Annotated in this window: 15 protein-coding genes; 2 read left to right on the top strand and 13 right to left on the bottom strand. The window is 53.9% G+C overall.

Annotated elements, in window-relative coordinates; all coding sequences use genetic code 11:
- Positions 1 to 11: 11 nt before the first annotated feature.
- The 10 genes from K2F33_RS09050 to K2F33_RS09005 all read right to left on the bottom strand — a co-directional run bounded on the left by K2F33_RS09050 (position 12) and on the right by K2F33_RS09005 (position 15496).
- A complete protein-coding gene (locus K2F33_RS09050) occupies positions 12 to 2984 on the bottom strand; it encodes an extracellular solute-binding protein (protein WP_263881482.1) in 2973 nt (990 codons plus the stop codon).
- 122 nt (positions 2985 to 3106) lie between these two features.
- Positions 3107 to 4525: an ABC transporter substrate-binding protein gene (locus K2F33_RS09045; protein ID WP_263881481.1), complete on the bottom strand. Its 1419-nt coding sequence runs from the start codon at positions 4523 to 4525 to the stop codon at positions 3107 to 3109.
- Positions 4526 to 4922: 397 nt separating this feature from the next.
- Entirely contained in the window at positions 4923 to 6335 is a 1413-nt protein-coding gene (locus K2F33_RS09040; protein ID WP_263881480.1) for an ABC transporter substrate-binding protein, read from the bottom strand.
- Between the two features lie 63 nt (positions 6336 to 6398).
- Complete coding sequence (locus K2F33_RS09035) at positions 6399 to 8204, bottom strand: cache domain-containing sensor histidine kinase (RefSeq protein WP_263881479.1); 1806 nt, start codon at positions 8202 to 8204, stop codon at positions 6399 to 6401.
- Between the two features lie 15 nt (positions 8205 to 8219).
- A complete protein-coding gene (locus K2F33_RS09030) occupies positions 8220 to 9941 on the bottom strand; it encodes a response regulator transcription factor (protein ID WP_263881478.1) in 1722 nt (573 codons plus the stop codon).
- Between the two features lie 274 nt (positions 9942 to 10215).
- Positions 10216 to 11457 (bottom strand): glycoside hydrolase family 125 protein, encoded by a 1242-nt coding sequence (locus K2F33_RS09025; RefSeq protein ID WP_263882322.1) that lies wholly within the window; start codon positions 11455 to 11457, stop codon positions 10216 to 10218.
- A 253-nt stretch (positions 11458 to 11710) separates the two neighbouring features.
- Positions 11711 to 12892 carry a GntR family transcriptional regulator gene (locus K2F33_RS09020; protein WP_244169325.1) on the bottom strand — a complete coding sequence of 394 codons (1182 nt, stop codon included), beginning with the start codon at positions 12890 to 12892 and terminating at the stop codon, positions 11711 to 11713.
- 218 nt (positions 12893 to 13110) lie between these two features.
- The gene (locus tag K2F33_RS09015; protein ID WP_089549184.1) at positions 13111 to 13854 is read right to left on the bottom strand and encodes an ABC transporter permease; all 744 of its coding nucleotides are present in this window, start codon (positions 13852 to 13854) and stop codon (positions 13111 to 13113) included.
- A gap of 2 nt (positions 13855 to 13856) precedes the next feature.
- Positions 13857 to 14576, bottom strand: a complete 720-nt coding sequence (locus tag K2F33_RS09010; protein ID WP_089550417.1) for an ABC transporter permease — start codon at positions 14574 to 14576, stop codon at positions 13857 to 13859.
- Entirely contained in the window at positions 14576 to 15496 is a 921-nt protein-coding gene (locus K2F33_RS09005; protein ID WP_285855349.1) for an ABC transporter ATP-binding protein, read from the bottom strand. Before K2F33_RS09005 ends, K2F33_RS09010 begins: the two co-directional genes overlap by 1 nt.
- Positions 15497 to 15644: 148 nt before the next feature.
- Here K2F33_RS09005 and K2F33_RS09000 point away from each other — a divergent pair, with 148 nt between their 5' ends.
- The gene (locus K2F33_RS09000; RefSeq protein ID WP_186320250.1) at positions 15645 to 16094 is read left to right on the top strand and encodes a GNAT family N-acetyltransferase; all 450 of its coding nucleotides are present in this window, start codon (positions 15645 to 15647) and stop codon (positions 16092 to 16094) included.
- A gap of 110 nt (positions 16095 to 16204) precedes the next feature.
- On the opposite strand, the gene K2F33_RS08995 is transcribed toward K2F33_RS09000, so the two are convergent.
- Both K2F33_RS08995 and K2F33_RS08990 read right to left on the bottom strand, forming a co-directional pair.
- Positions 16205 to 17635, bottom strand: a complete 1431-nt coding sequence (locus K2F33_RS08995; RefSeq protein ID WP_263881477.1) for a HAMP domain-containing sensor histidine kinase — start codon at positions 17633 to 17635, stop codon at positions 16205 to 16207.
- Positions 17632 to 18306, bottom strand: coding sequence for a response regulator transcription factor (locus K2F33_RS08990; protein WP_076172743.1), 675 nt, complete (start codon positions 18304 to 18306; stop codon positions 17632 to 17634). The genes K2F33_RS08995 and K2F33_RS08990 overlap by 4 nt, the downstream gene beginning before the upstream one ends.
- A 291-nt stretch (positions 18307 to 18597) precedes the next feature.
- Here K2F33_RS08990 and K2F33_RS08985 point away from each other — a divergent pair, with 291 nt between their 5' ends.
- Positions 18598 to 20343, top strand: coding sequence for an alpha-glycosidase (locus tag K2F33_RS08985; RefSeq protein WP_263881476.1), 1746 nt, complete (start codon positions 18598 to 18600; stop codon positions 20341 to 20343).
- 58 nt (positions 20344 to 20401) lie between these two features.
- Here K2F33_RS08985 and K2F33_RS08980 read toward each other — a convergent pair whose 3' ends face one another.
- Positions 20402 to 21553, bottom strand: a complete 1152-nt coding sequence (locus tag K2F33_RS08980) for an ABC transporter permease (RefSeq protein ID WP_263881475.1) — start codon at positions 21551 to 21553, stop codon at positions 20402 to 20404.

Raw genomic sequence — 21553 nt, 5'->3', positions numbered from 1 at the left:
CTTCCGCCGCCTTAGTCTTTCGGCGTGAACCCGAATTCCTTCTGCTTGGCGTTAAGCTCTTTGTTAATATCCTTGATGCCCTTCTCCAGCGACTCCCTGATATTCATGCCTCCAAGAACGACGCGGTTCCAGGCGTTATCGATGTTCCGCCCCGTGAAGTAGCCGCCGAGCACGTACGGCTGCTCTTTGTAGTACTTCCATTGGTCCTTCAATGCCTTGAGGTCGTCCTCCGGCCATGGCAGCTGCGATAAAGCGTCTATATTCGCCGTATTCCAGCGGGCCTCGACGCCGAGCAGCGCCTCCAGCTCTTGGCCGAACTGCAGCTGAACCTCTGTACTCGTCCACCATTTCAGGAACTCCCAGGATTCCTGCTGATGCTCCGATTGCTTGAAGATCGCAACGGACTGTACCGCTCCACCGGTCGTGCGGTCAATCGATCCATCGGCCTTCTGATGGCCGGGAGACGGGGCGACGCCCCAGCGTCCGATCAGCTCCGGCGCTGCAGTAGAGAGCTGCACATACGTGAGATAATCCGCGATCCCAATCGGCATTTCCCCAGTACGGAACCTGTTGAAAAAGTTGGCCATGACCGGGAATTTGTAATTGGTATACAGCTCCGTCCATTCCGTGAAGGCCTGGAAGGCTTCCGGTGAATCCAGCGCCGACTTTGTTCCGTTCTCCTTGTAATAGTCGCCGCCATTCTGGTAAAGAAACGGCATGAAGCCAAGCTGCGTGATCGGGTAGTACATCTGCATCCCGTTCTGCTGCAGAATCGGAAGCAGAGCATAGACCTCATCCCATGTCTTCGGGATGCTGACGCCTAGCTCGTTCAAGATATCTTTCCGGAAGACCAGCAAGTTGAAATCCTGCGTTTCCGGAAGCGCATAGTTCCCCCCGTTGTATTTGAAAGGAATGAGCGATCCCGCAAGGAACCGTTTGCTGACTTGTTCATAATCAGGAAACTGCGTTAAATCGACGGAAGCATCCCGGATCGCAAATTCGACAGGCAGATGCGCATCGACGCCTGTTGCGACATCCGGCGCTCTGCCGGAGCTTGCCGCAAGCAGCAGCGTGTTGACGGAGCCCGAGTTCAATTGGCCGGCCGGGAGCGTATTGATGTTGATGCGTATGCCGGTTTTGGGCGTAAAGTCTTCCTCCGCCATTTCCTTCATAATTTCCGCCCACTCTTTGCCCCGGGATACCCAAACCTCGATAACCGGACCCTCTTCCTCCCCCGTTTCGTTGTCGTAGACGCTGCCTACGCCCGTATAGTCCTTCGTAAAGGAAGCCATGAAGTTTTTGAACGTGCTGACCGATTTTTGCAGAACGTTGGATTTTACCTTCGGATATTTCGTATCCGGGGCGCTGATCAGGATGTAATCCAGAACAAGCGGCACATTCTGGAGATCCATCAGCAGTGTGCTGAGGTTCGTTTGGCTGTTGCTGAGCTCTGATAATTGTCTTGGAATCGAATCGGGGTTACGGATCATTTTCTCGAACGTGTGGTTCATCATCCGCAGACTGTTCACCGTGCTCGGCTCTACATCCGACAGAGCCTTGAGCGCATCCATCTGAACGAGCAGATCGTCCGCGATGACCTTCAAGTCCTCAATCAGCTTCGGCACCTTCTTGTTCAGCTCGTATTCGAAGTTCGGATCCGGCGTCGGTCCCGTGATCATAATAATGCGCCTGTACAGATCAGAGAGCTTCTGGGTATCAGCCGTCAAAGCTTCCATGATCGGTTGATACGGCCCGACCTGGGCGGTCATCGTCAGCGTATGCTCGCCTTTCGTTAAGTACACAAGCAGGGGTTCATCTTTTCCTGTTTGTTCATTGTCCTTATGCAGCGTTTCAATCCGCCAGTTGCGCGAGTAGGTAAAAGGGTACAGCTCCAATTCTTTGAACGGAACTTTCCCATCTATAAGAATTTGACGATAGGACGGCAGCCCATCGCCCCACCATTGTCCAAATTTCAGCCCAATCTTATACAACCCGTCCTGCGGAACCGAAAACGCCCACGATGCCTTCTGACCGCCTTTCCTCCAGCGCCAGTCGCCAAATGCGTTCAGCCGGATTCGCCCATCGCCTGCCGGCTCCATTAACGGATCGCCATTCGATTCTCTGCGGATCGTCGGATCGGATTTCGTCGGATTGTTCTCCGCCTGCACTTTCACATTGATCTGCTGGGCGGGTTCATAGCCTTGCGCGGTGTAGGCCTGCTCCACTTCGGCATAGCTGGGCAGCTGCTCCGGTGACGTAATCCGGATCTCGTCGATGGCCATCGGTTCGAGCAAATAATTCATCCGAATGACATGCTTGCCTGCGGTCATATAAAATTGGAAGGGTTCCGGGTACAGACCATTCCCGTCCGAAACCGGAAGGTCCATCCACTGCGGCTTCTCGATTTGCTTGGGTCTGACGTCGTCTCCCTGGTTGTTTTGGGCCGGATCGCCCCGGTCGACCCAGCTGCGGTAGAAATAGATACGCTGCGCCTCGCGAAACGGGCTTTCTCCGTCGATAAGCAGCTCCCGCTGAATCGGCATTCTTTTTCCCGGCATCGGATAATAACTTAGGGCCAGGTTGTAAAGACCGTCCTGCGGGATATCTACCGACCATTCGATCCACGTTGTCTTGCTGTCCCACACAAGAGCGGAATGGCCGTCTACCGTTTCCAAGACCGGCTTCGTGCCTCCAAACGCCGAATGCTGATCGGCTTTCATCACGATGTCCGGTTGATCGGCAGGCGGATAGCCCTCTTTCTTATATCCGGCCAGCGTCTTCGCGTAAGTCGGCTCCAAAATACTGTTCACGGCTAATTGGTCATTCGTCAGCGGAACGCCTTGATTCTGATTCCGGTCCCGTAAACGTTCGTTGTTGGCATAAGAATGAAAGCTCTCACCGAAGGTCAGCGAAAAGACAAGAAAAGTGATCGATATAAGCATGACTCTCTTCCACTTTAGTGCATCATTCCAACGCCATTTCAAGCACCGTCACCTCTTTGTCGTTCAATTCATCAGGATGTCCCTTAAGCGGTTCTCTTCCTTCTGATGAAGAAAGGGGACAGGCGATTCAGCCGCCCCCTCCTTATGAAACCGGTCCACCTTGATTATTTCGATTCCAGTTTTTTGAGCTCGTTATCGACGTTCTTCTTGACTTCGTCCAGCAGCTTCTTCGGCTCGCCCTTTCCGTTCAAGGCCAAATCCTGAACACGGAAGGTTTCATCCCACAGCTTCTGGCCAACAGGCGTAACAGGGCGGTAATGCGCCACAGGCATCAAATCGACGAACACCTTCAGCTTCGGATTCTCGGTAATCTTAATTTCTTCGTTCACCTTCGGCATCGTCGTAATATCGTTGCCTGCATCCGCCCGCTTGGCCCAGAGCAGCGTGCCCTTATAGCCGCCGATAAACTTGAGGAGCTCCCATGCTTCCTGCGGATGCTTGGCTCCCTTCGGCATGACCCAGGAATGGCCGCCTGCCCATGTCGTTTGAGGATAGCCTTCCGCGGAAGGCATCGGCGCGACGCCCCACTCGAAGGTAGGCTTCACCTTCGCATTGCTGGTCAAATCGTTCAGCACCCAGTTGCCGTCCACGACGAATCCGACTTTGCCGGTCCAGAACGAATTGATGCCGGTTTTGCCCATAACATCGTTGAACTTGTTGATTTTGGACATATCGTATTTTTTGGCGTAGCTGACCATCCATTCAAGCGCTTTCACAATTTGCGGGTGGTTTGGCGTCAATTCCTCGCCATTGGTCCATTCTCCGCCGAAGTTCCAGCTTTGCGTGTATAAGTAGGTTTGGTTTGCCCATGGAATAAAGCCGACCTGCTCATAGCCGCTGCCATTGCTTGTTTTCTTGAACATTTTCTCCGCCATCGCGTCCAATTCCGCAATCGTGACCGGCGGCTTCTCCGGGTCGAGACCCGCTTCCTTCATAAGCGTTTTATTATAATAAAGCGCCCGGTTATCTGTGGTGAACGGCATCGCATAGAGCTGGTCCTTATAATTCGCTTCCGCCCAGACGCCCGGATAATAATCGTCGGCGCGTACTTCTTCTCCGGCATCGACGAACGGCTGCAGACTTTCCAGCGATCCCTTTGCTGCCCATTGCCCTACCATGAAGCGGTCGAGCACCGCTACGTCCGGAGGCGTACCGCCGGCAATCAGCGTCGTCAGCTTATCCGTGCCCCCTTGATCGATGATGTATTTCACCTTGATATTCGGGTGCTCTTTCTCAAATTCGCTGATGACAATTTTCGTGTAGTCCGTCTGGAATTTGCCTCCCCAACCCCAGAGCTCAAGTGTTACCTTTTCACCGCCGCCTTTACCCGTATCGGTATTTTTCTTGGCGGTATCGGTCTGTTGATTTGTACTGTCCGTTCCCTTTGTATCCTTGGCTCCATTCTCTCCGCTGGACCCGCCCGAGCCCCCGCAGCCTGTTAATACGAAACATACCGATAATGCGGTAACCAGATACTTGAGCATCGCTCTTCTCAAATGAGTGGCGCCCTTCTTTTTCCTCACTTACATGCCTCCTTTTTGCATATATAAGTTGAAATATTGAACTAGGAATGGGGGCAAGTACGTAAAATGTCCCTACGATCCCTCTTGTTTTCGGATTTCTTGATTTGTTTGAACCCATGTGAGGTAGAAATCCGAAAGCCAAATGTGACCGCTTCGCTTCTTCGGAATCATTTTACTCCCTTGCCTGCATCCTATTCTTTAGTTCATCTTATATAGGTTTTAAATGGTACTAATGAAGTTAGTTCCTTTTTAGTGTAAACGCTTTTATGAGAGGGGATAATGAGACTGCTTTTGTATTTCGTGTACTATCTTTACTATCTTGGAAGGGGAGCCATCGGCTTTGCGTTTCTATTCGAGGCAAGAAAAAAAGAGTGCCTGTCATACATGACAGACACTCTTACGGCTGCTCATCGCGGCCTTGGGGATGCTCCATTTTGCGGTTTCCGTACCCCATGACCTTAGCCAATTCAGCATCGACGTTCTTCTTCATTTCATTCAAGAGCTCTCCCGGTTCCCCCTGCAGATTCATCGCCAGCGTTTGCACACGGAGCATTTCATCCCACATATATCCGCCCACAGGTGTGACGGGCCTGATGTAGGCATTCCCAAGCAGCTCTGTAAACACCTTCATCGGTCCCTTCTGATCCAAGCCGAGCTTGGCATTCACTTCCGGAATGCACATCAGATCATTCCTGCCGCCCTCGCGGCCGGCCCATAGGAGCGAGCCTTCCTTGCCCGCTACGTACTTCATAAACCTCCAAGCTTCCTCTTTATTGTTCGCCCCTTTGGGCATGACGAACGACCACCCCCCTGACCATGTGACCGGCCGGCTGCCATCAATTGTAGGCATCGGCGCCACACCCCACTCGAAATCCAAATCTTCCATCTCATTAAGAAGCCAGTTGCCTTCATAGACAAATCCGACTTTGCCGGACAAAAAGGAGTTTCTTCCGGTTTGTCTCATCATCTCCGAAAATTTCAACAGCTTCTTTACATCGTACTTGTCGGCGTAGCCCTGCACCCACTCCAGCGCTTTAACGTTCCGCGGATCGTTCGGCGTCAGCTTCCCGCCTCGCTCCCATTCGCCGCCAAAGTTCCATCCATGCGTATACAAAAAGCCCTGACCCATCCACGGGACGAATCCGACTTGCTCATATGCGCCGTCCCCGTTCGTTTTGAACATCCTCTCTGCCATGGCATCCAGACCGGCAATGGTTCTCGGGGGATTGTCGGGATTAAAACCCGCCTGCTTCATCATCGTTTTGTTATAATACATGGCGCGGCTGTCCATATTCCAAGGGAGGGCGTACGTTTTGCCGTCGTATTGGGACTCCGCCCACACGCTTTTATAATAAATACTCGCCATATCTTCACGATTCGCATAAGCCGAAATGTCTTCAATGGAGCCCATCGCCGCCCATTCGCCTACAATAAACCGGTCGATCATCGCGACATCCGGCGCCTTCCCTCCGGCAATCGCCGTCAACAGCTTATCCGAGCCTTGTGAATTGTCCGAGTTCTCGATGAAGGTCATTTCAACCTTGATATCCGGGTTTGCCTCTTCGAACGGCTTCACGACCGTATCGTAGAATTCGTCCTGAAATCCGCCGACCCACGAATACCAGAAGCTTATCGTTACAGGGCCGTTATGCCTAATCGAGCTGCTCGCAGCATTTTTGCCTAATAATTCCGAATTAACGTTGAATGTCGCTCCCTTGCTGACATAAGCGTTCCATACCATGATTACGGTGGCCAGGAGTACAAGTATGAAAAGAACAGGCATCTTTCGACGAGTCAAGAACACTTTCATCGTTACCTCCACTTTTAACTTTCTCTTGTAATCATCTACGCACGCTGTCATACGAAACTCGCTTCAACTGACTTGCTGGGCAGGGCTTCGTTTCGTGAGCGGGATCGTCATGGTTACTTTCGTTCCTTCCCCCAGGCTGCTCTCCATCTCGATCCCGTACTGGGCGCCATATGCGATTTTTATTTGTGAATTAATATTTCTCAGCGCGAAGCTGCTTTCCTCCGCAGGCTGTTCTCCGCCCAGAATGTGCTTCAATTCAGCCAGCTTATCCGGCGCAATTCCGGCACCGTCGTCCGTAACGACGAATTTCAGGCAGCTGCCTTCCCGGGTAAAGGCGATATCCAGCCGGCCCTTGCCTGATTTTCGCTCCAGCCCGTGATAAATCGCATTCTCTACGATCGGCTGAAAAATAAATTTGAGCACTCTATAATTCATCAGCGATTCGTCCGCTTGCACATAGAGCGTAAACTTGTCCTTATACCGGACTTTCTGGATCATGATATAGCTCTCGATCAAATGGACGACCTGGCTGACCGGCACTTCATCCCTTCCCTCGCTCAGACTGATCCGCAAATACTTCGACAGTCCGAAGATCATCGTGCTAATGTCGTCAACTTTATGTATGCGGGCAATCCAGTGGACGGAATCGAGCGTATTGTACAGAAAATGAGCGTTAATTTGAGATCCCAGCATTTTCAGCTGAAGATCCCGTTCCAGCAGCTTCTGCACATACAGTTCGTTGATTAATTCTTTGATATGGGCCACCATCTGGTTAAAATGGGTAAACAAATAGCCGAATTCGTCCTCTCGTTTATCGACAATCCGGATGTTGAAATCGCCGTCCCTGGCTCGGCGCATCGCATGCGTCATCTTCTGAAGCGGCCGGTGGACGGCAGAAGCGATAATGATCGCGAGCAGGATACCGATGCAGGAAAAAACAATGCCCAGCGACAGCATATACCAGCGAATATCCATCGCTTCCTTCATCAAATCATCGCTGCGCAGCATGCCGACGAGCCTCCAATGGTTCGTCTCCAATTGGCTGTAGACGACCAGCATCTCTTGCCCGTCTATGGAGTAGCTTAGCGTTCCCTGACGCTCTTCCTTAAACGGAATGTCCAGTTTGCTGGACAATAGGATTCCACCCTTATCCCCTTTGATCTGGCCGGTATCGTCAATCATGACGTTGATTCCCGACCCGTCATAATCGATTTCCGCCAAAATTTCCCGGACCTCCGCCGGATCGACTTCGTACAGCACGACGCCGATAATTTCTCCGCGGCCTTTCATATTTTTCTGGGCACGGCCAAAGGTAAAAACAGGCTCGGAGCTCGGACCTTTTATTAATGAAGGCATGATGCCGAAATAGACGAGCCTGCCGTCAGCCTGACGGATTTGTTGATACCAGGCCTCCGTGAAATATTCATAGGGGTAAGAATTGTAGACCGGAAAGGATTCTTTGGGTGAATAGCGGTAGGAGTAGCCCCTCTCGCTGAGCAGATAAATATTATTCATATCATTCCTGGAGTTTACCAGGTTCGATAGAAAGGCGGTATTCGCGTTATTCGTCTGAATCCTTTCCTTCTCGTCCATAAAATCTCCCATGAGCTGCTTCTGAATATCCTTATTGCCGACGACAAGAAGGGAACGGTCCTCGTATCCCTCCAGAAGGATATCGACCCGCTTGCTCATCTGCTGAACATTCTGAAGCGCCATGCCTCCGATTTTGTTCTCCATCATCTGAGCGGATTTATCATAGGATAGATATCCCATAACGGTAATAATGACGATCATGCTGGCTACGTAGAATCCGAACACCTTCATTCCGACCGAATTGAACTTGATTCTATCGATGAACTGCAGTCTCATGAGGTCCCTCTCTTCTTATGCCCCGTAATTACGGTATTGAGCGGGCGTCATGCCTTCCCATTCCTTAAAGGTTTTGACGAAATGCCGAAAATCCCGATATCCGACCCGGTCTGCGACTTCATATACCTTTAGAGGGGTCTGTTCAAGCAATTCTTTCGCCTTCGCGATTCGGATTCGAATGAGATAGCGGCTGAGCGTTTCGCCAACCTCTTCGTGAAACACTCTGCTGAAGTAAGAGGGATTCATGTAAATTTTTTCGGCCACGTTATGAAGGCTGATGCCAAGGTGGTAGTTATCATGGATATAACGCAGCGCCGTTTCTATCGTTCGCTTATGCGCAATTGAGGGTGCATGAGTATCCTTTATGAGGAAGGTGTCCATGATCATGGCCTTCCAATCGCCAATGGAACACCTGTAGAGCTGAAGCTTGTGTTGATGCGTAATGGTGGAAGCCTTGGAATGATCCTTTGCCTGGAGCAGCTCCTGCCACTTGGACAAAAGGATGCTGATGTGCATATTCATTTCATACCGCACGGCAATGGCCGGCGTCTGCTTGATGAGCTCTTGAAGCAGCCCGGTTTGTACATCGAGCAGTTCGGACAATCTGCCCGCATCCTTCAGCTTCATGGCATGCAGAATCCGATTCGACAATGCCGAGTCAAGGGAGTCCGCTTTGTGATCCGTGAGCAGAACGTCCGCCGCCAATTGCCCCATGCATGCAGCCATGCGGTAGTCCAGCTGCTCAGCCGGGCGGGGCTTGGATCCATGACCTGCTGAACTGCCGTCCATCGGGGCAGTGTGGACCTGCCCGGGTCCGTGAACCAAATAGTTCATGCTTATAGTAAGCGCTTCCCTAAAAGAGGATGCAAGCTGCGTCCGCTCTCTTAAGCCGCTGATCCCTATGCTGATTCGAACGCCTAACACTTGAAGCGCATCTTCAATAACGCCATCCATATAGCGGTACAAGTCCTCGACGCCGAAAGAGGTATCGGGCTCACTTACGGGCTCACTTAGCGAAGCAATCAGCGCAATGTCCGCAAAATCATTCCCTTGTAAAGGACAAGCCAAGCACCGGATGCCCTTTTGGGACAGGATTTCTTCCACCAAATTTCCGAGCGCGTACCTCATGAGCGAGCATCCGCTTTCGTCCATCTCCCGGTCTCCCCACTCGTGGACGACCATCGCCATAACGATCAGCCGTTTCGGATCGAGGTTGATATGAAGGGCTTCCCATGCGGATTGCATCTCTCGCTCTGTCAAAGATCGGGTTAAACACATCTCCAGATGCTTCTGTCTGGCGAGCGGCAAGCTTTCCCGAATGCGGCCCGACAATTCCTGGAGGCGGGAGTTCAGCTCCTGCTTCTGTCTGATTTCGCTGATGCAGCGTTCAATAATTTCAAGCAAAATCGGTTCTTCAACCGGTTTGAGAATATAGTCAAACGCTCCTAGCTTGACCGCCTTCTGCGCATACGCAAAATCGCTGAAGCCGCTAATAAAAATAACCTTTGTATCGATTCCGCGCTTTTTGATTTCTTCCATTAAATCCATACCATCCATTGTGGGCATCTTGATATCCGAAATGATAATTTCCGGAACATGGGCTTCGATTAATTCCAACGCCTTGCAACCATCCTCGGCGTCACCGATAAATTGGATTCCGTGTGAGCTCCAATCAATGGTCCTTTTCAAGCCTTCCCGAATCCAGTGCTCGTCATCGACTACCATGAGTTTTATCACTGTGTATGCCCTCCTTTTCGATCAGCCCAACACAAACCAGGCTGTGTTACACCAATATTACAGAAGCAGCAAAAGTAATATAATGTTTTTATCTTTGGATTAAGTGTAATATTTTTACTTCGCTCTGTCTCCTCACATATGCAACAAGCTCTTGGCCCCTGCCAAGGCGATGAAACAAAAATTCCCCCTACGGAAGTAGGAGGAAAGTAATATCGAGGTGCAGGAAAGCCTTCGTCCAACTCCGCACTTTATTAGATAGCTGGGATTATCTCTCTTAGCGCATCACGCGGATGCCGCAGTAATCCATCAGCAGTTCGCAGAACATCATGTTTGCCCACGAGAACCAAGGTCTCGTATACTCCGCCGGATCGTCGGCCTTAAAGCTTTCGTGCATCAGCCCGGTTCCCGCATCCGTTCGGCTCATCACCTGCAGCAGGCGCAGCTTCTCCTCACGGCTGTCCACGGTCAACCCTTGCATCGCCAGGGCGATATGCCAAATGTAGCCCTGCGGTGTATGCGGGCTGCCGATCCCCTCGGCCGCAGTTCCTTCAAAATAGTAAGGATTGTTCCGGCTCAGAATAAACCGCCGTGTATTCTGGTATACCTCATCCGAAGCGTCCCGGTAACCGAGATACGGAATCGACAGCAGGCTCGGCACGTTGGCGTCGTCCATCAGATTGTGATGGCCCAAGCCATCGGTTTCATAGGCGTAAATCGGCCCGAATTCCGGATGCTGCACGATGCCGTGCTCCCGGATGCCCTGCTCGATCTCCTGGGCAAGCTTGGCGGCCCTGCCCTGCAGTTCTTCATCCTGCAGCACCACGACGGCGATTTCCTGCAAATAGCCGAGCACCACGACGGCGAACATATTGGAAGGAACCAGATAGCCGTATTCGCACGCATCGTCGCTCGGCCGGAATCCGGACCAGGTCATGCCCGTATAAGCCGTCTCCGCGCCTTTGCCGTCCCGCACCAGCGTATCGCTCGGCACGCAGTCCTTCCGCTGGAACCGGTAAGGCGACCGCTCTTCATGGCGCTGCTCCACCGTCCACAAATCCAATATGGCCTCCGCAGCTTGACGGAAGCTGCCCTGGAATTGCGAGGTTCTGCCCGTGTTCTTCCAGAGCAGGTAGCTGAGCTGAAGCGGATAGCAGAGCGAATCGATTTCGTATTTGCGTTCCCATATCCAGGGGGTCATCTCTGTCTCGTCCGCCTGGTGGCCGCGCCCGTTGGCCTCCTCGTTGAAGGCGTTTGCATAAGGGTCCAGCAAAATCGAATCCAGCTGCCGCCGCACCAAGCCTTCGATCATGTCGGCAGCTTCCGGATCCTCCTTCGCCAGCACCAGAAACGGCCGCACCTGCGCAGCCGAGTCGCGCAGCCACATCGCCGGAATATCGCCGGTGATGACGAAAGTCGTTCCGTCCTCCATCCGTTTCAGCGTCGTCCCCCAAGTATTCCGTATCGCATTTTGAAAAATGTCCAGCAAACGCGTCTCTCCGGCCAGCTGTTCGGACATTCTCCCGGCCAACCGTTCCAAAGTAACAGGCTCCGTACCCAGTGATTTCATGCGCTCTCCTCCTTGGTTATGGCATCATAAGCGTCGAAAGTTAATGAATATATCAGCTATGCTACCGTATGAATACACAAAAATTATATTTGTTGGTAAGTTAACATGTCAATATACTTTTTATAACATTTTATCGTTAAATATTATATTATTTAAAAGAAAAACGGCATTCCCGCTGAGGCCTGCCGCTTTGGTTTCAACTCTATTTGTGTTTCATGGCAAGCCCGCCGTTCCGGACAGGTCCCGCCGACAAGCCTTCGACGAGCTCGGCATCCAGCAGAATTTTACCGGGAACGCTCTCGCCGTTTCGCAATTTAAGCACATTTTCAAAGGCGAGCCTCCCCATCTCATTTTGCTTCTGCCGCATATGGGTGAACAAGGAGCCGGCAGCGTCATCCGGACTGTCAAAGCATACAATCGACAGATCTTCCGGCACACGGATCCCCGACTCCAGCGCCGCCTCATAAGCAAGCCTGGCGATGTTGTATTCCATGGCGAACAGAGCGGTAATCTCCGGATGGGCCGCGAGATGGCGCTTGATATGTTCCTTCTCCTTCTTCTTGTTCTCCGGTACAAAGGCAGCCGGCAGCGTCGCCGTAATGTTCTCCATCCACAGGCTCCGGTCGGCGGCAATGCCGCTTTCCGCATGGGCCTGGATAAATCCTTCGATCCGCTCCTCGATGGCGGTCGTATCCCGGGGCGGGGTGGTCATAAGGCCGATATGGGTATGTCCAAGTCCGAACAGATAATGGATCAGCTGCTTGGACGCCGATACGTTGTCCGTGCTGATGGAGCTGGCGGAGACGCCTTTCAGGTGCCGGTCCAGCAGCACGAACGGATACTCGCTGATGACCAGTTTCAAAATTTCGGCATTGAAGTATTCACCTTGCGCCGGGAAAATAATGAGCCCGTCCACCCCAATCTCCAGAAGGCCCTGAATCGCTTCCTGCTCTCTGGCGGTCTCTCCTAATGACCTGCGGAGAATCAAATAGCTGTCATGCTCGCGGGATGCTTCCTCCATGCCGAAGACGAGGCCCGTTCCATAGCTGTCCCCAAAGTCGGTCATGACCAGTCCGATCAGCAGCTTGCCGCTCTCCCGGCGCCGCTTGGACGCTGCCCCCGCGCGGGACGGCGGTGTTCCTCCCCCGCTTTCATAATCCTCGGCCACAAAGGAGCCTCTCCCCGGCTGGCGGACAATGTATCCCTCCTGCGTAAGCATCTCCAGCGCCTTCTTGCTGGTGATCCGGCTGACGCTGTAGGCTTCGCCCAGCTCCTTTTCCGATGGGATCCGCTCCCCCGGCATATATTTTCCGGCTACGATCTGATCGCGCAGTTCTTCAAAAATTTGTTCGTACATCGGCTTCGACGACGATTCATGCGACACGTTGCAACCTCCTCTGACTCTGGGTCCACAAGTTCAGCTCAGCTGAACCATTCTACAATCTCTAAATAATATATCATGTTATATTCGCTTTGTGAATAGCCGCCGGACTGGAACCCCCGTTGAACGGCATCTTCACCCTGCCCCAGCACAAAAAAAGAGCGCCCCCAGCGGGGACGCCCTTATGTTGCTTTACCCTTATTTTCAGCAATCCAAACCTTCTATACTTCCTTCATCCGGAAGTAGATCCACCCGATCAGGAAAAAGACGACAAAGCTGCCGACGACCGTAATCATCAGACTTTCAAACGGCAGGTTCAGCGCCCCGAATCCGCCTCCCTCCATCGTGCCTGCCGGCAGGGTTGCCAGAAACGGCTGCGCCCAGGGATAGTAAGGACCATAGGTGGCCGAGTTCACCACCAGCATATTCGGGATGGTGAACATCACGTTTAGTGCCAGCGGGGCCGCGAAGCTGCTCCACATAAGCGAGGCGGCCAGCTGCAGCGCCGCGAGCGGCAGGCAGGCGACCCAGCCGCCCAGCAGGCTGCGGCCGATCTCCGTCCACGGAATCGGACCGGGCAGGCCCTTCACGGCGCCGACCAGCAGCAATGCGCCGAGAAAGAGCACCTGCATGATCAGCAGCAGAGCGATAATGACCGTATACTTTGCCAGGAACACCCCGGACCGGGTCACCGGCAGGACCAGCAGCTGCTTCCACCCGCCCCCTTGATGTTCGTAGCGGCAGATGAAGGCGGCGAAGATTCCCGACATGATCGGCATGAACAGCAGCGCATGCAGCATGCTCAAGGCACCGAGCAGCACCAGCCATGGCTGCTGCCGGCTATCGACGTCCGACAGCAGCCCGACCAGGACGGAGACGAGCGGACTGACCAGGATAAGCAGCACGATCAGAGAGCGGGACATCTTCAGCCGTTCGGCGGATAACACCCGAAAGTAACTCAGCATCTCTAGTCCACATCCTTTCCGCGGAATTGCCCCATGCCAACCAAATAAATGATAAATGCCAAAATGATGCCTCCGCCTACCGGCAGGGCCGGGGACGCCTTTCCATAGAACGACAGCAGGGGCCAGGCCAGCGGGAACCATTCCGGGTAATTCCCCGCGAACAGCGAAGCGATGGCGGCGGTAATGCCGAGCGTGATCGGCAGCGCCTGATTTTTAAACGTCAGGGACAGCCACAGCTCCAGGGCAAACAGCGGCAGCGCCGCCAGAAAAGGCACAAAGCTGAGCTTCAGAATCGTCAAATACGGAATATGGTCCGGACTGAATTTGAGGGCCAATCCCAGGACGACGGTTCCGCAGGACAAAATCAGGCAGGATGCCGCCAAGGCAATGATCCCCAGCAGATATTTGGCCGTAAACACCGCGCCCCGCGAAATCGGCAGTGCCAGCAGCTGCTTCCAGGAGTTGCTGCCATGCTCGACGTTGGCAATTTGCGAAGCGATCAGCGTCGTGCCCAGGAACAGGGCGATCGGCACGAACGAGAAGATCTCCCCGATCAGCCCGGCCCACGGATCATCCTGATAGCGCTGCAGCAGGTAGTCGTACCGGAGGCCGAAATTCAGCCCCTGCATCGCCAGCAGTCCGACCGAGCCCAGAATAACGAGGAGCCAGATCCCTTTGCGGCGCATTTTCAGAAAGTCGGCCGACAGCGCGCGCGCCACCATCATGAGAATCCCCCCTGCTCGATCACCTGCATGAAAATATCTTCCAGCGAGCGTCGCTTCTCCTCCACACGGTAAATCGCATGGTTGTTGTCTACGAGGCGCTTGACGAGCAGCGCCACTTCCGGATCGCTCAGCTGGTCCAGCTTGATCGCCCCGTCTTCCATCCGGCCGGTATAGCCTTGGCCGATCAGGTGAACCAGCGCCTCCTGCGGCTCCGATACGACCAGGCGGAATCCACCTGAGGCCTGCTGCTTCAGATTGTCGATCGTATCCTGGAACACCATTTCCCCTTCGCGGATAATACCGACGGTCCCGGCCATTTGCTCGACCTCGGAAAGAAGGTGGCTCGAGACGAGCACGGTAATCCCGTGCTGCTTCGGCATGCTGCGGATCAGCTCGCGGATTTCGTGGATCCCGGCCGGATCCAGCCCGTTGGTCGGCTCGTCCAGGATCAGCAGCTCCGGACTTCCGAGCAGAGCGGCGGCAATGCCCAGCCGCTGCTTCATCCCGAGCGAATACCCTTTGACGGGGCGCTTCGCGTCCTTCGTGAGGGACACGATGTCCAGCACTTCGTGGATGCGCGCCTTCGGCACATCGAGGATGCGGCGGATCGCCTCCAGATTTTGCACGGCGGTCAGATGGCCGTAGTTCGAAGGATATTCGACCAGCGACCCGACCTTGCGCAGGATATTCATTTTATCCTTCCTCAGATCCTTGCCGAAAATCTGGATCGAGCCCACGGTCGGGCGAATCAGGCCGAGCAGCATCCGGATCGTCGTCGTCTTCCCGGCCCCGTTCGGTCCGAGAAAGCCGTAAATTTCCCCCTTGGCGATTTCCAAATCCAAATTGCGTACGGCATAGCGGCCGCGGTATTTTTTGTTCAAATTTCTCGTCTGTATCACGAGTTCACTCACGATCATCACCTCGATACCCATCTTACCGGGCCAAGGTTAAAAGACAGGCTGCTCCAAGTTTAAATTTCGTTTAAAACTCCATTGCCAAAATCCGCGCCAGCCTCTACCATAAATGAGAGAAACTTGTCATCTCTTGACGATTGGAGGCGTAACATTGACGGATTGCACGGTTAGGCAGATTGAAGCAGCGGATTACCGCGATATTTACGTATTGAATCAGGATTTCAACCCGGATCTGCGGTTGTTTACCGAGGACCGGGTGAAGAAGAGGATTGAAGCCATCACGGCTCAGACGAAGGATGTCATTTTTGTGTGCGAGCAAAATGAAGAAGTCGTCGGATACATTCACGGCAGTCCTTATGAGCTGCTCTTTTCCGACTCGCTGATCAACGTTCTGGGGTTTGTCGTAAAAAAATCACACCGGAATCAAGGGGTCGGCAGTATGCTGATCAGCCATCTGGAACAATGGGGGAGAAGCCACGGGTTTTCCGGAGTCAAGCTGCTGTCGCATCCGAGCCGCGTCCAGGCCCACCGATTCTACGAACGACGTGGATACGTGTTCACCAAGGATCAGAAAAACTTCATCAAATCCTTTAACAGCTGAAATATTCATCACGTGAAAGTATACAGAAAACCGCTCTGATTAAACTACACCCCCTTGTTAGGCTTCAGCTAACAAGGGGGTGTAAGTTTTCTATGGTCAAAACCAAGGCTTCACTTGATCATCAGTCCCGGTTTCTCCGAGCCCGCAGGGTACAGCAGGACCCTTGTCCCCTGCGAACTGCTCTCGATCAGCATGGACAGCCCCATCTCGCGCGTCAGGAAGCCGATGATCGCGAGGCCAATCCCGGCGCCCTTGCCGCCGGAAGACGACTGCATGCCTTGGCCATGATCGGAAATGACGATGGCCGTCCTGCCCCCGGCCGTCTCAGTTGCGATGCCGATATACAAACCGGAATGGGCATGCCTCAGCACGTTCTGAAACAGGTTATCCAGAATCCGCCGGAACCACTGGATATCGACAAGCCACCACAGCGGCTCTTCCTGCAGCGAGACATCCACCTCGAAGCCTTCCTTTTCCCACAACGGATACCAGGCGGCCGCGCTTTCCCTCACGATCCGGAGCACATCTGCCTGCACCGGCTGCAGGGTGTATCTTCCGCTCGTCAGAAGATTATACGACAGCAGGTTATCGATAAGCCCGCCCAGATCGCCGAGCTTGGATTCGGTCAGCTTCAGCAGCTCCTGTCCCCGATCGGACAGGGGCTCCTTTTGCAGCGTATGGACATGGCCCCGGATGACGGTCAGCGGCGTACGCAGGTCATGCGACAGGTTGGCGATCAGCCGCTTGCGCAGCTCCTCCTCTTCCCGCTCGCGCTTCAAACTTCGGCCCAGCTTGGCCACCATCCCGTTAAATGCGTTTTCCAGCTGTCCGATTTCATCCTCCCTTTTGACCTGGATCGGCTCCGGCAGTCCGTTCTGACCCTGCACCGTCATGGCATACTGCAGGCTCAGCAGCCGCCTTCTCATGTTCACGAAGAACATCCATGAGACGGCGACAAAGGCCAAAAACATCAGCAGAATAAGTACATATACGAAGTAAAATGTCCGGTCTGACACCGAGTCGCTGCGGGTGCTCTGCACTTCCTTCGGCACCTCGATGACCATAAATCCCTTGCCTAGAGACTCTGCATCCCCGATAAAAGCAACCACCGTAAACTTCCCGTAGGATTCCCGGTACTTCTTCATATAGGCCATCGCATCCGACGCGCTCCACCGCTTCGGAAGGTCCAGCTTGCTGTCCCCCGGCTCCCTGAGGTTGCCCTGCCCGTCAACCCAGAACACGGCCGCCTTGTCGTACTTCTGGCTAAGCTTTTTTAGCCTGGCATCGATCTGCTCCGGGGTTTTGTCCTTCAGCTGCTTGGCTTCCTGATGCCACGTTCTCTCAAGGCGCAAGCCGGTGTATGGATTTTCCTGCTCCGGCTCCGAGGGAAACAGCGGATCGATGATATTCAAGTTGACGAGCTGATATCCGATCAGCGCCGCAGGAAACACCACCGGAATAAAAAGCAGCGCGATGACCATAATTAAAAGGTATCTCGACAGCAGCGAACCGCGGAACTTTCCGCTTCTGCCCGTCTTCATGCCTTGATGCGGTAGCCGACACCGCGGATCGTTTCAATGATTTCGGGCGCGGCCGGGTCACGTTCCAGCTTCTCGCGGAGATAGCGGATGTGCACCATCAGCGTTTTGTCTCCGTCGAAATAAGGCTCGCCCCACACGCCCTCATAGATCTGCTCTTTGGTCAGGATCTGGCCCAAATGCCGGAGCATAAACTTGAAAATTTGATACTGCTTGCCGGTCAGGATGATCTCTTCCCCGGTCTCGCGGTTCACAATCCGGTTCTCCCGCTCGTGTACCGACAAGTGCTTCAGTTCCAGCACATCGGACGCGACCGATCCCGACCGGCGGAGCAGCACTTCGATGCGGGCCGCCAGCTCGTCGGGGTGAAAAGGCTTCGTGAGGTAATCGTCGGCAAACTGCAGCCCTTCCAGCTTGTCGTCGATGGACGTCCGCGCGGACAGCATCAGAATCGGCAGCTCCGGGTACGCCTTCTTCAGCCTTTGTCCCACCGTAAATCCGTCCAGGCCCGGCAGCATGACATCGAGAATAACCAGCTTGCTGTTGGCCGCAAGCTCCGCAGCCCTTTCGCCGCTGCGCTGCCATTCCACCTGATATCCGCGTTCGGTCAGGTCCCGGCAGACCCATTCGCCGATCTCGGCGTCGTCTTCGATATATAACAGTGATACGTTCAATGATATCGTTCCTTTCTGTCTGTTTCAGGCCTAAGCTCCCAAGGTAATTTCATTGTGATTATACCCTATTTCGCTGGAAGAGGAGGAGCGTTCACTGATCGGCCGCACAATTTTACAGGTTGAAGCCCAGAAGGAATCATGCTATATTTTAGCTACCTGAGCACGGACGTTTCCTTAACCGATGTTCTCAGTATTTCAATTTAAAGGCTATGTTACCCTAAATGAAGGTACAACCTCGGGCTGAAGTAATGGACCCTGGTTGTGCCTTTTTTGCGTGAGGAGGAAAATGAGATGCTGCTGGAAGCTGTGTACCACCGCCCCAAACTAAACTGGTGTTATGCCTATGACGGACGTACCATCCACCTGAGAATCCGCACCAAACGAGACGACGTGACTTCGGTATCGGCCATGGCCGGAGACAAGTACATTTGGGAGGAGTCGATGGAGTATATCCCGATGATCAAGCTGGTTTCCGACGAACTGTTTGATTACTGGGAATGCGAAGTGACGCCTCCCTACCGCCGGCTGAAATACGGATTTCTGCTCGAGGACGGCAAGGAAAAGTACTGGATGACCGAATACGATTTCCTTCCGGAGCCGCCAGAGACGCCGGACCGTTTGTTCGAGTATCCTTTCATCAATCCGGTCGATATTTTCACCGTGCCGGCATGGGTGAAGGACGCGGTCTTTTATCAAATTTTCCCTGAGCGCTTCGCAAACGGCGATCCGTCGCTGGATCCGAAAGGAACGCTGCCCTGGGGCGGCGAGCCTGAGCGGGACAACTTCTTCGGCGGGGATTTGCAGGGGGTGCTCGACCACCTGGATCATTTAAGCGAGCTGGGCGTCAATGCAATTTATTTCACGCCGCTTTTCAAGGCGACGACCAACCATAAATACGATACCGAAGATTACTTAACGATCGACCCACAATTCGGGGATATGGAGCTGCTGAAGAAGGTCGTGGCCGCCTGCCACGAGCGGGGCATCCGCGTGCTGCTGGATGCGGTGTTCAACCACTCCGGCCGGACGTTCGCCCCTTTCCTGGACCTTCGGGAAAAAGGAGAGCAGTCGCGCTACAAGGACTGGTTCCACATCCGCAAGTTCCCGATCGGCGTGGAGGACGGCGTACCGAGCTACGACACGTTTGCTTTTGAACCGCTCATGCCGAAATTGAATACCGAAAACCCTGAAGTGAAGGAGTACCTCCTGAAGGTCGCGGAATACTGGATCAAGGAAGCCGACATCGACGGCTGGCGCCTGGACGTGGCCAACGAGGTCGACCATCAGTTCTGGCGCGAGTTCCGCCAGGTCGTAAAACAGGCGAAACCGGACGCTTATATTCTCGGCGAAATCTGGCACGAGTCCTCACCTTGGCTGCAGGGAGACCAGTTCGACGCCGTCATGAACTATCCGTTCACCAACGCGGCGCTCGACTTCTTCGTCGACGGAATTACGGATGCCGAAGGATTCGCCAATGCGATCGGCAAGCAGCTCTCCCGCTATCCGCGCCAGGCGAACGAAGTGGCGTTCAACCTGCTGGACAGCCATGATACGCCGCGCCTGCTGACCAAATGCAAAGGGAACAAGCATAAAATGAAGCTGGCCGCCCAGTTCCAGTTCACGTTCCCCGGAACCCCGTGCATTTTCTACGGGGATGAGGTCGGCCTCATCGGCGGTCAGGACCCGGAATGCCGCCAGTGCATGCAGTGGGATGCTGCCAAGCAGGACCAGGACCTGCTGGCGTTCTATAAGGACCTGATCGCTCTGCGTCATCAGTACGGTGCGCTCCGCACCGGAAGACTGACGTTCCTGTCCGCGGAGGAAGGAAGCACGCAGCTGGCTTACTCCCGCGAGGATGAGAACGACAAGATCGTCATTCTCATGAACAATTCGGCCCAGGAGGATACCCTCTCGGTCGACGTGGAGGAATCAAGCTGGACGGATATCCGCACTGGCCAAACCGCGTCTGCCCGCCAGGGCAAGCTTGAAGTAAAGCTGCCGGCATACGGCTGCGCCATGCTTAAAGCGGACAAATAAGAAGCAAGGGACCCCAGGTTTCGTACCTGGGGTCCCTTATTTTTCGCCAAAGCTAGTTTTACACAAAGTTACGCGTATCGTTGTTTCTGCCGAACTTGTAGGTCGCGATGAGGAAAAATACCACCGCGAAGGCAAACAGAATCGACAGGTTGAACCATACGCCGGCGAAGCCTTCGCCGGACTGCAGCTTCTCGATCGACTGCAGCACCCAGTTCTGGGGCAGGAAGTCGGACACCCGGCGGATCGCATCCGGCATGATGCTGATCGGGAAGAAGCAGCCGGAGAGCAGGCATGTCGGTGTGACGATCAGGTTCGAAAGCGCGCCGGCCATGGCGGAGCTCTTCGAGAAGGCCACGATCACCAGGGAGATGCTCACCGATACCAAGGAGAACAGCAGCAGAATGCCGAACATCTGTGCCACCGGCATGCCCGGATCGATCCGGAACACGACGCGCATGAAGAACAGGACGATCACGATCTGCGCCAGCATGACGATCAGATTCATCAAGATGTTGGCCATGACGTACGTCCTGGCGTTAATCGGCGAAGACAGCACCCGGAAGTACGTGCGGTTCTCCCGGTTTTTCAGGATAAGATCCGACAAGCTCACTGCCGAGGTCATCATAAACATCAGCAGAAAGCCGATGGACTGGTAGGACATCTCCTTCGTGGTCGACGTGTCATTGACAGACTCGGAGGTGACCTTGAAGTCCGCCGAACGGTATCGGTCATACAGCTGCTGGAACTTCGCGTCGTTTCCGGCCGAAATTCTGCCCATAGCCGCCACGTTGTCGATATATCCGTACAGCATAGATTTCATATACGCCGTTACCTGGGCGCCCTTCACCGACTGAATCGCGATATGGTCCGGGCTGCCGCTCCGAACGCTCTCCGAGTAGCCGGACTCGATGATCAGCCCGCTGTCGAGATCGCTTGCGGCAAGCTGATCCTGCAGCTCCTGCTGGGTCACGTTCACGACCTTGACATGGTCGAGACCTTGAACAAACTGAACCGTATCGGCTGCGATGGTTTGCCCGTCATCCCCGTTGACTACTCCAACCCGCAGCTCCGTTGTTCCCTGCGATCCATAGAGCAGCAGGGAAGCCAATATGCCAGCGATCGGCAGCCCGAAGTACAGAATCATCGTGCTGCGTTTGCGAAATGTGGCCCGGAGTGTCCGGATCACCAAAAACCAGATATCCTTCCACAT

Origin of the sequence: Paenibacillus sp. PSB04, assembly GCF_025809195.1 — a bacterium.
GTDB classification, from domain to species: Bacteria; Bacillota; Bacilli; order Paenibacillales; family Paenibacillaceae; genus Paenibacillus_AQ; species Paenibacillus_AQ favisporus.
This window is presented reverse-complemented; position numbering and strand designations above follow the sequence as displayed.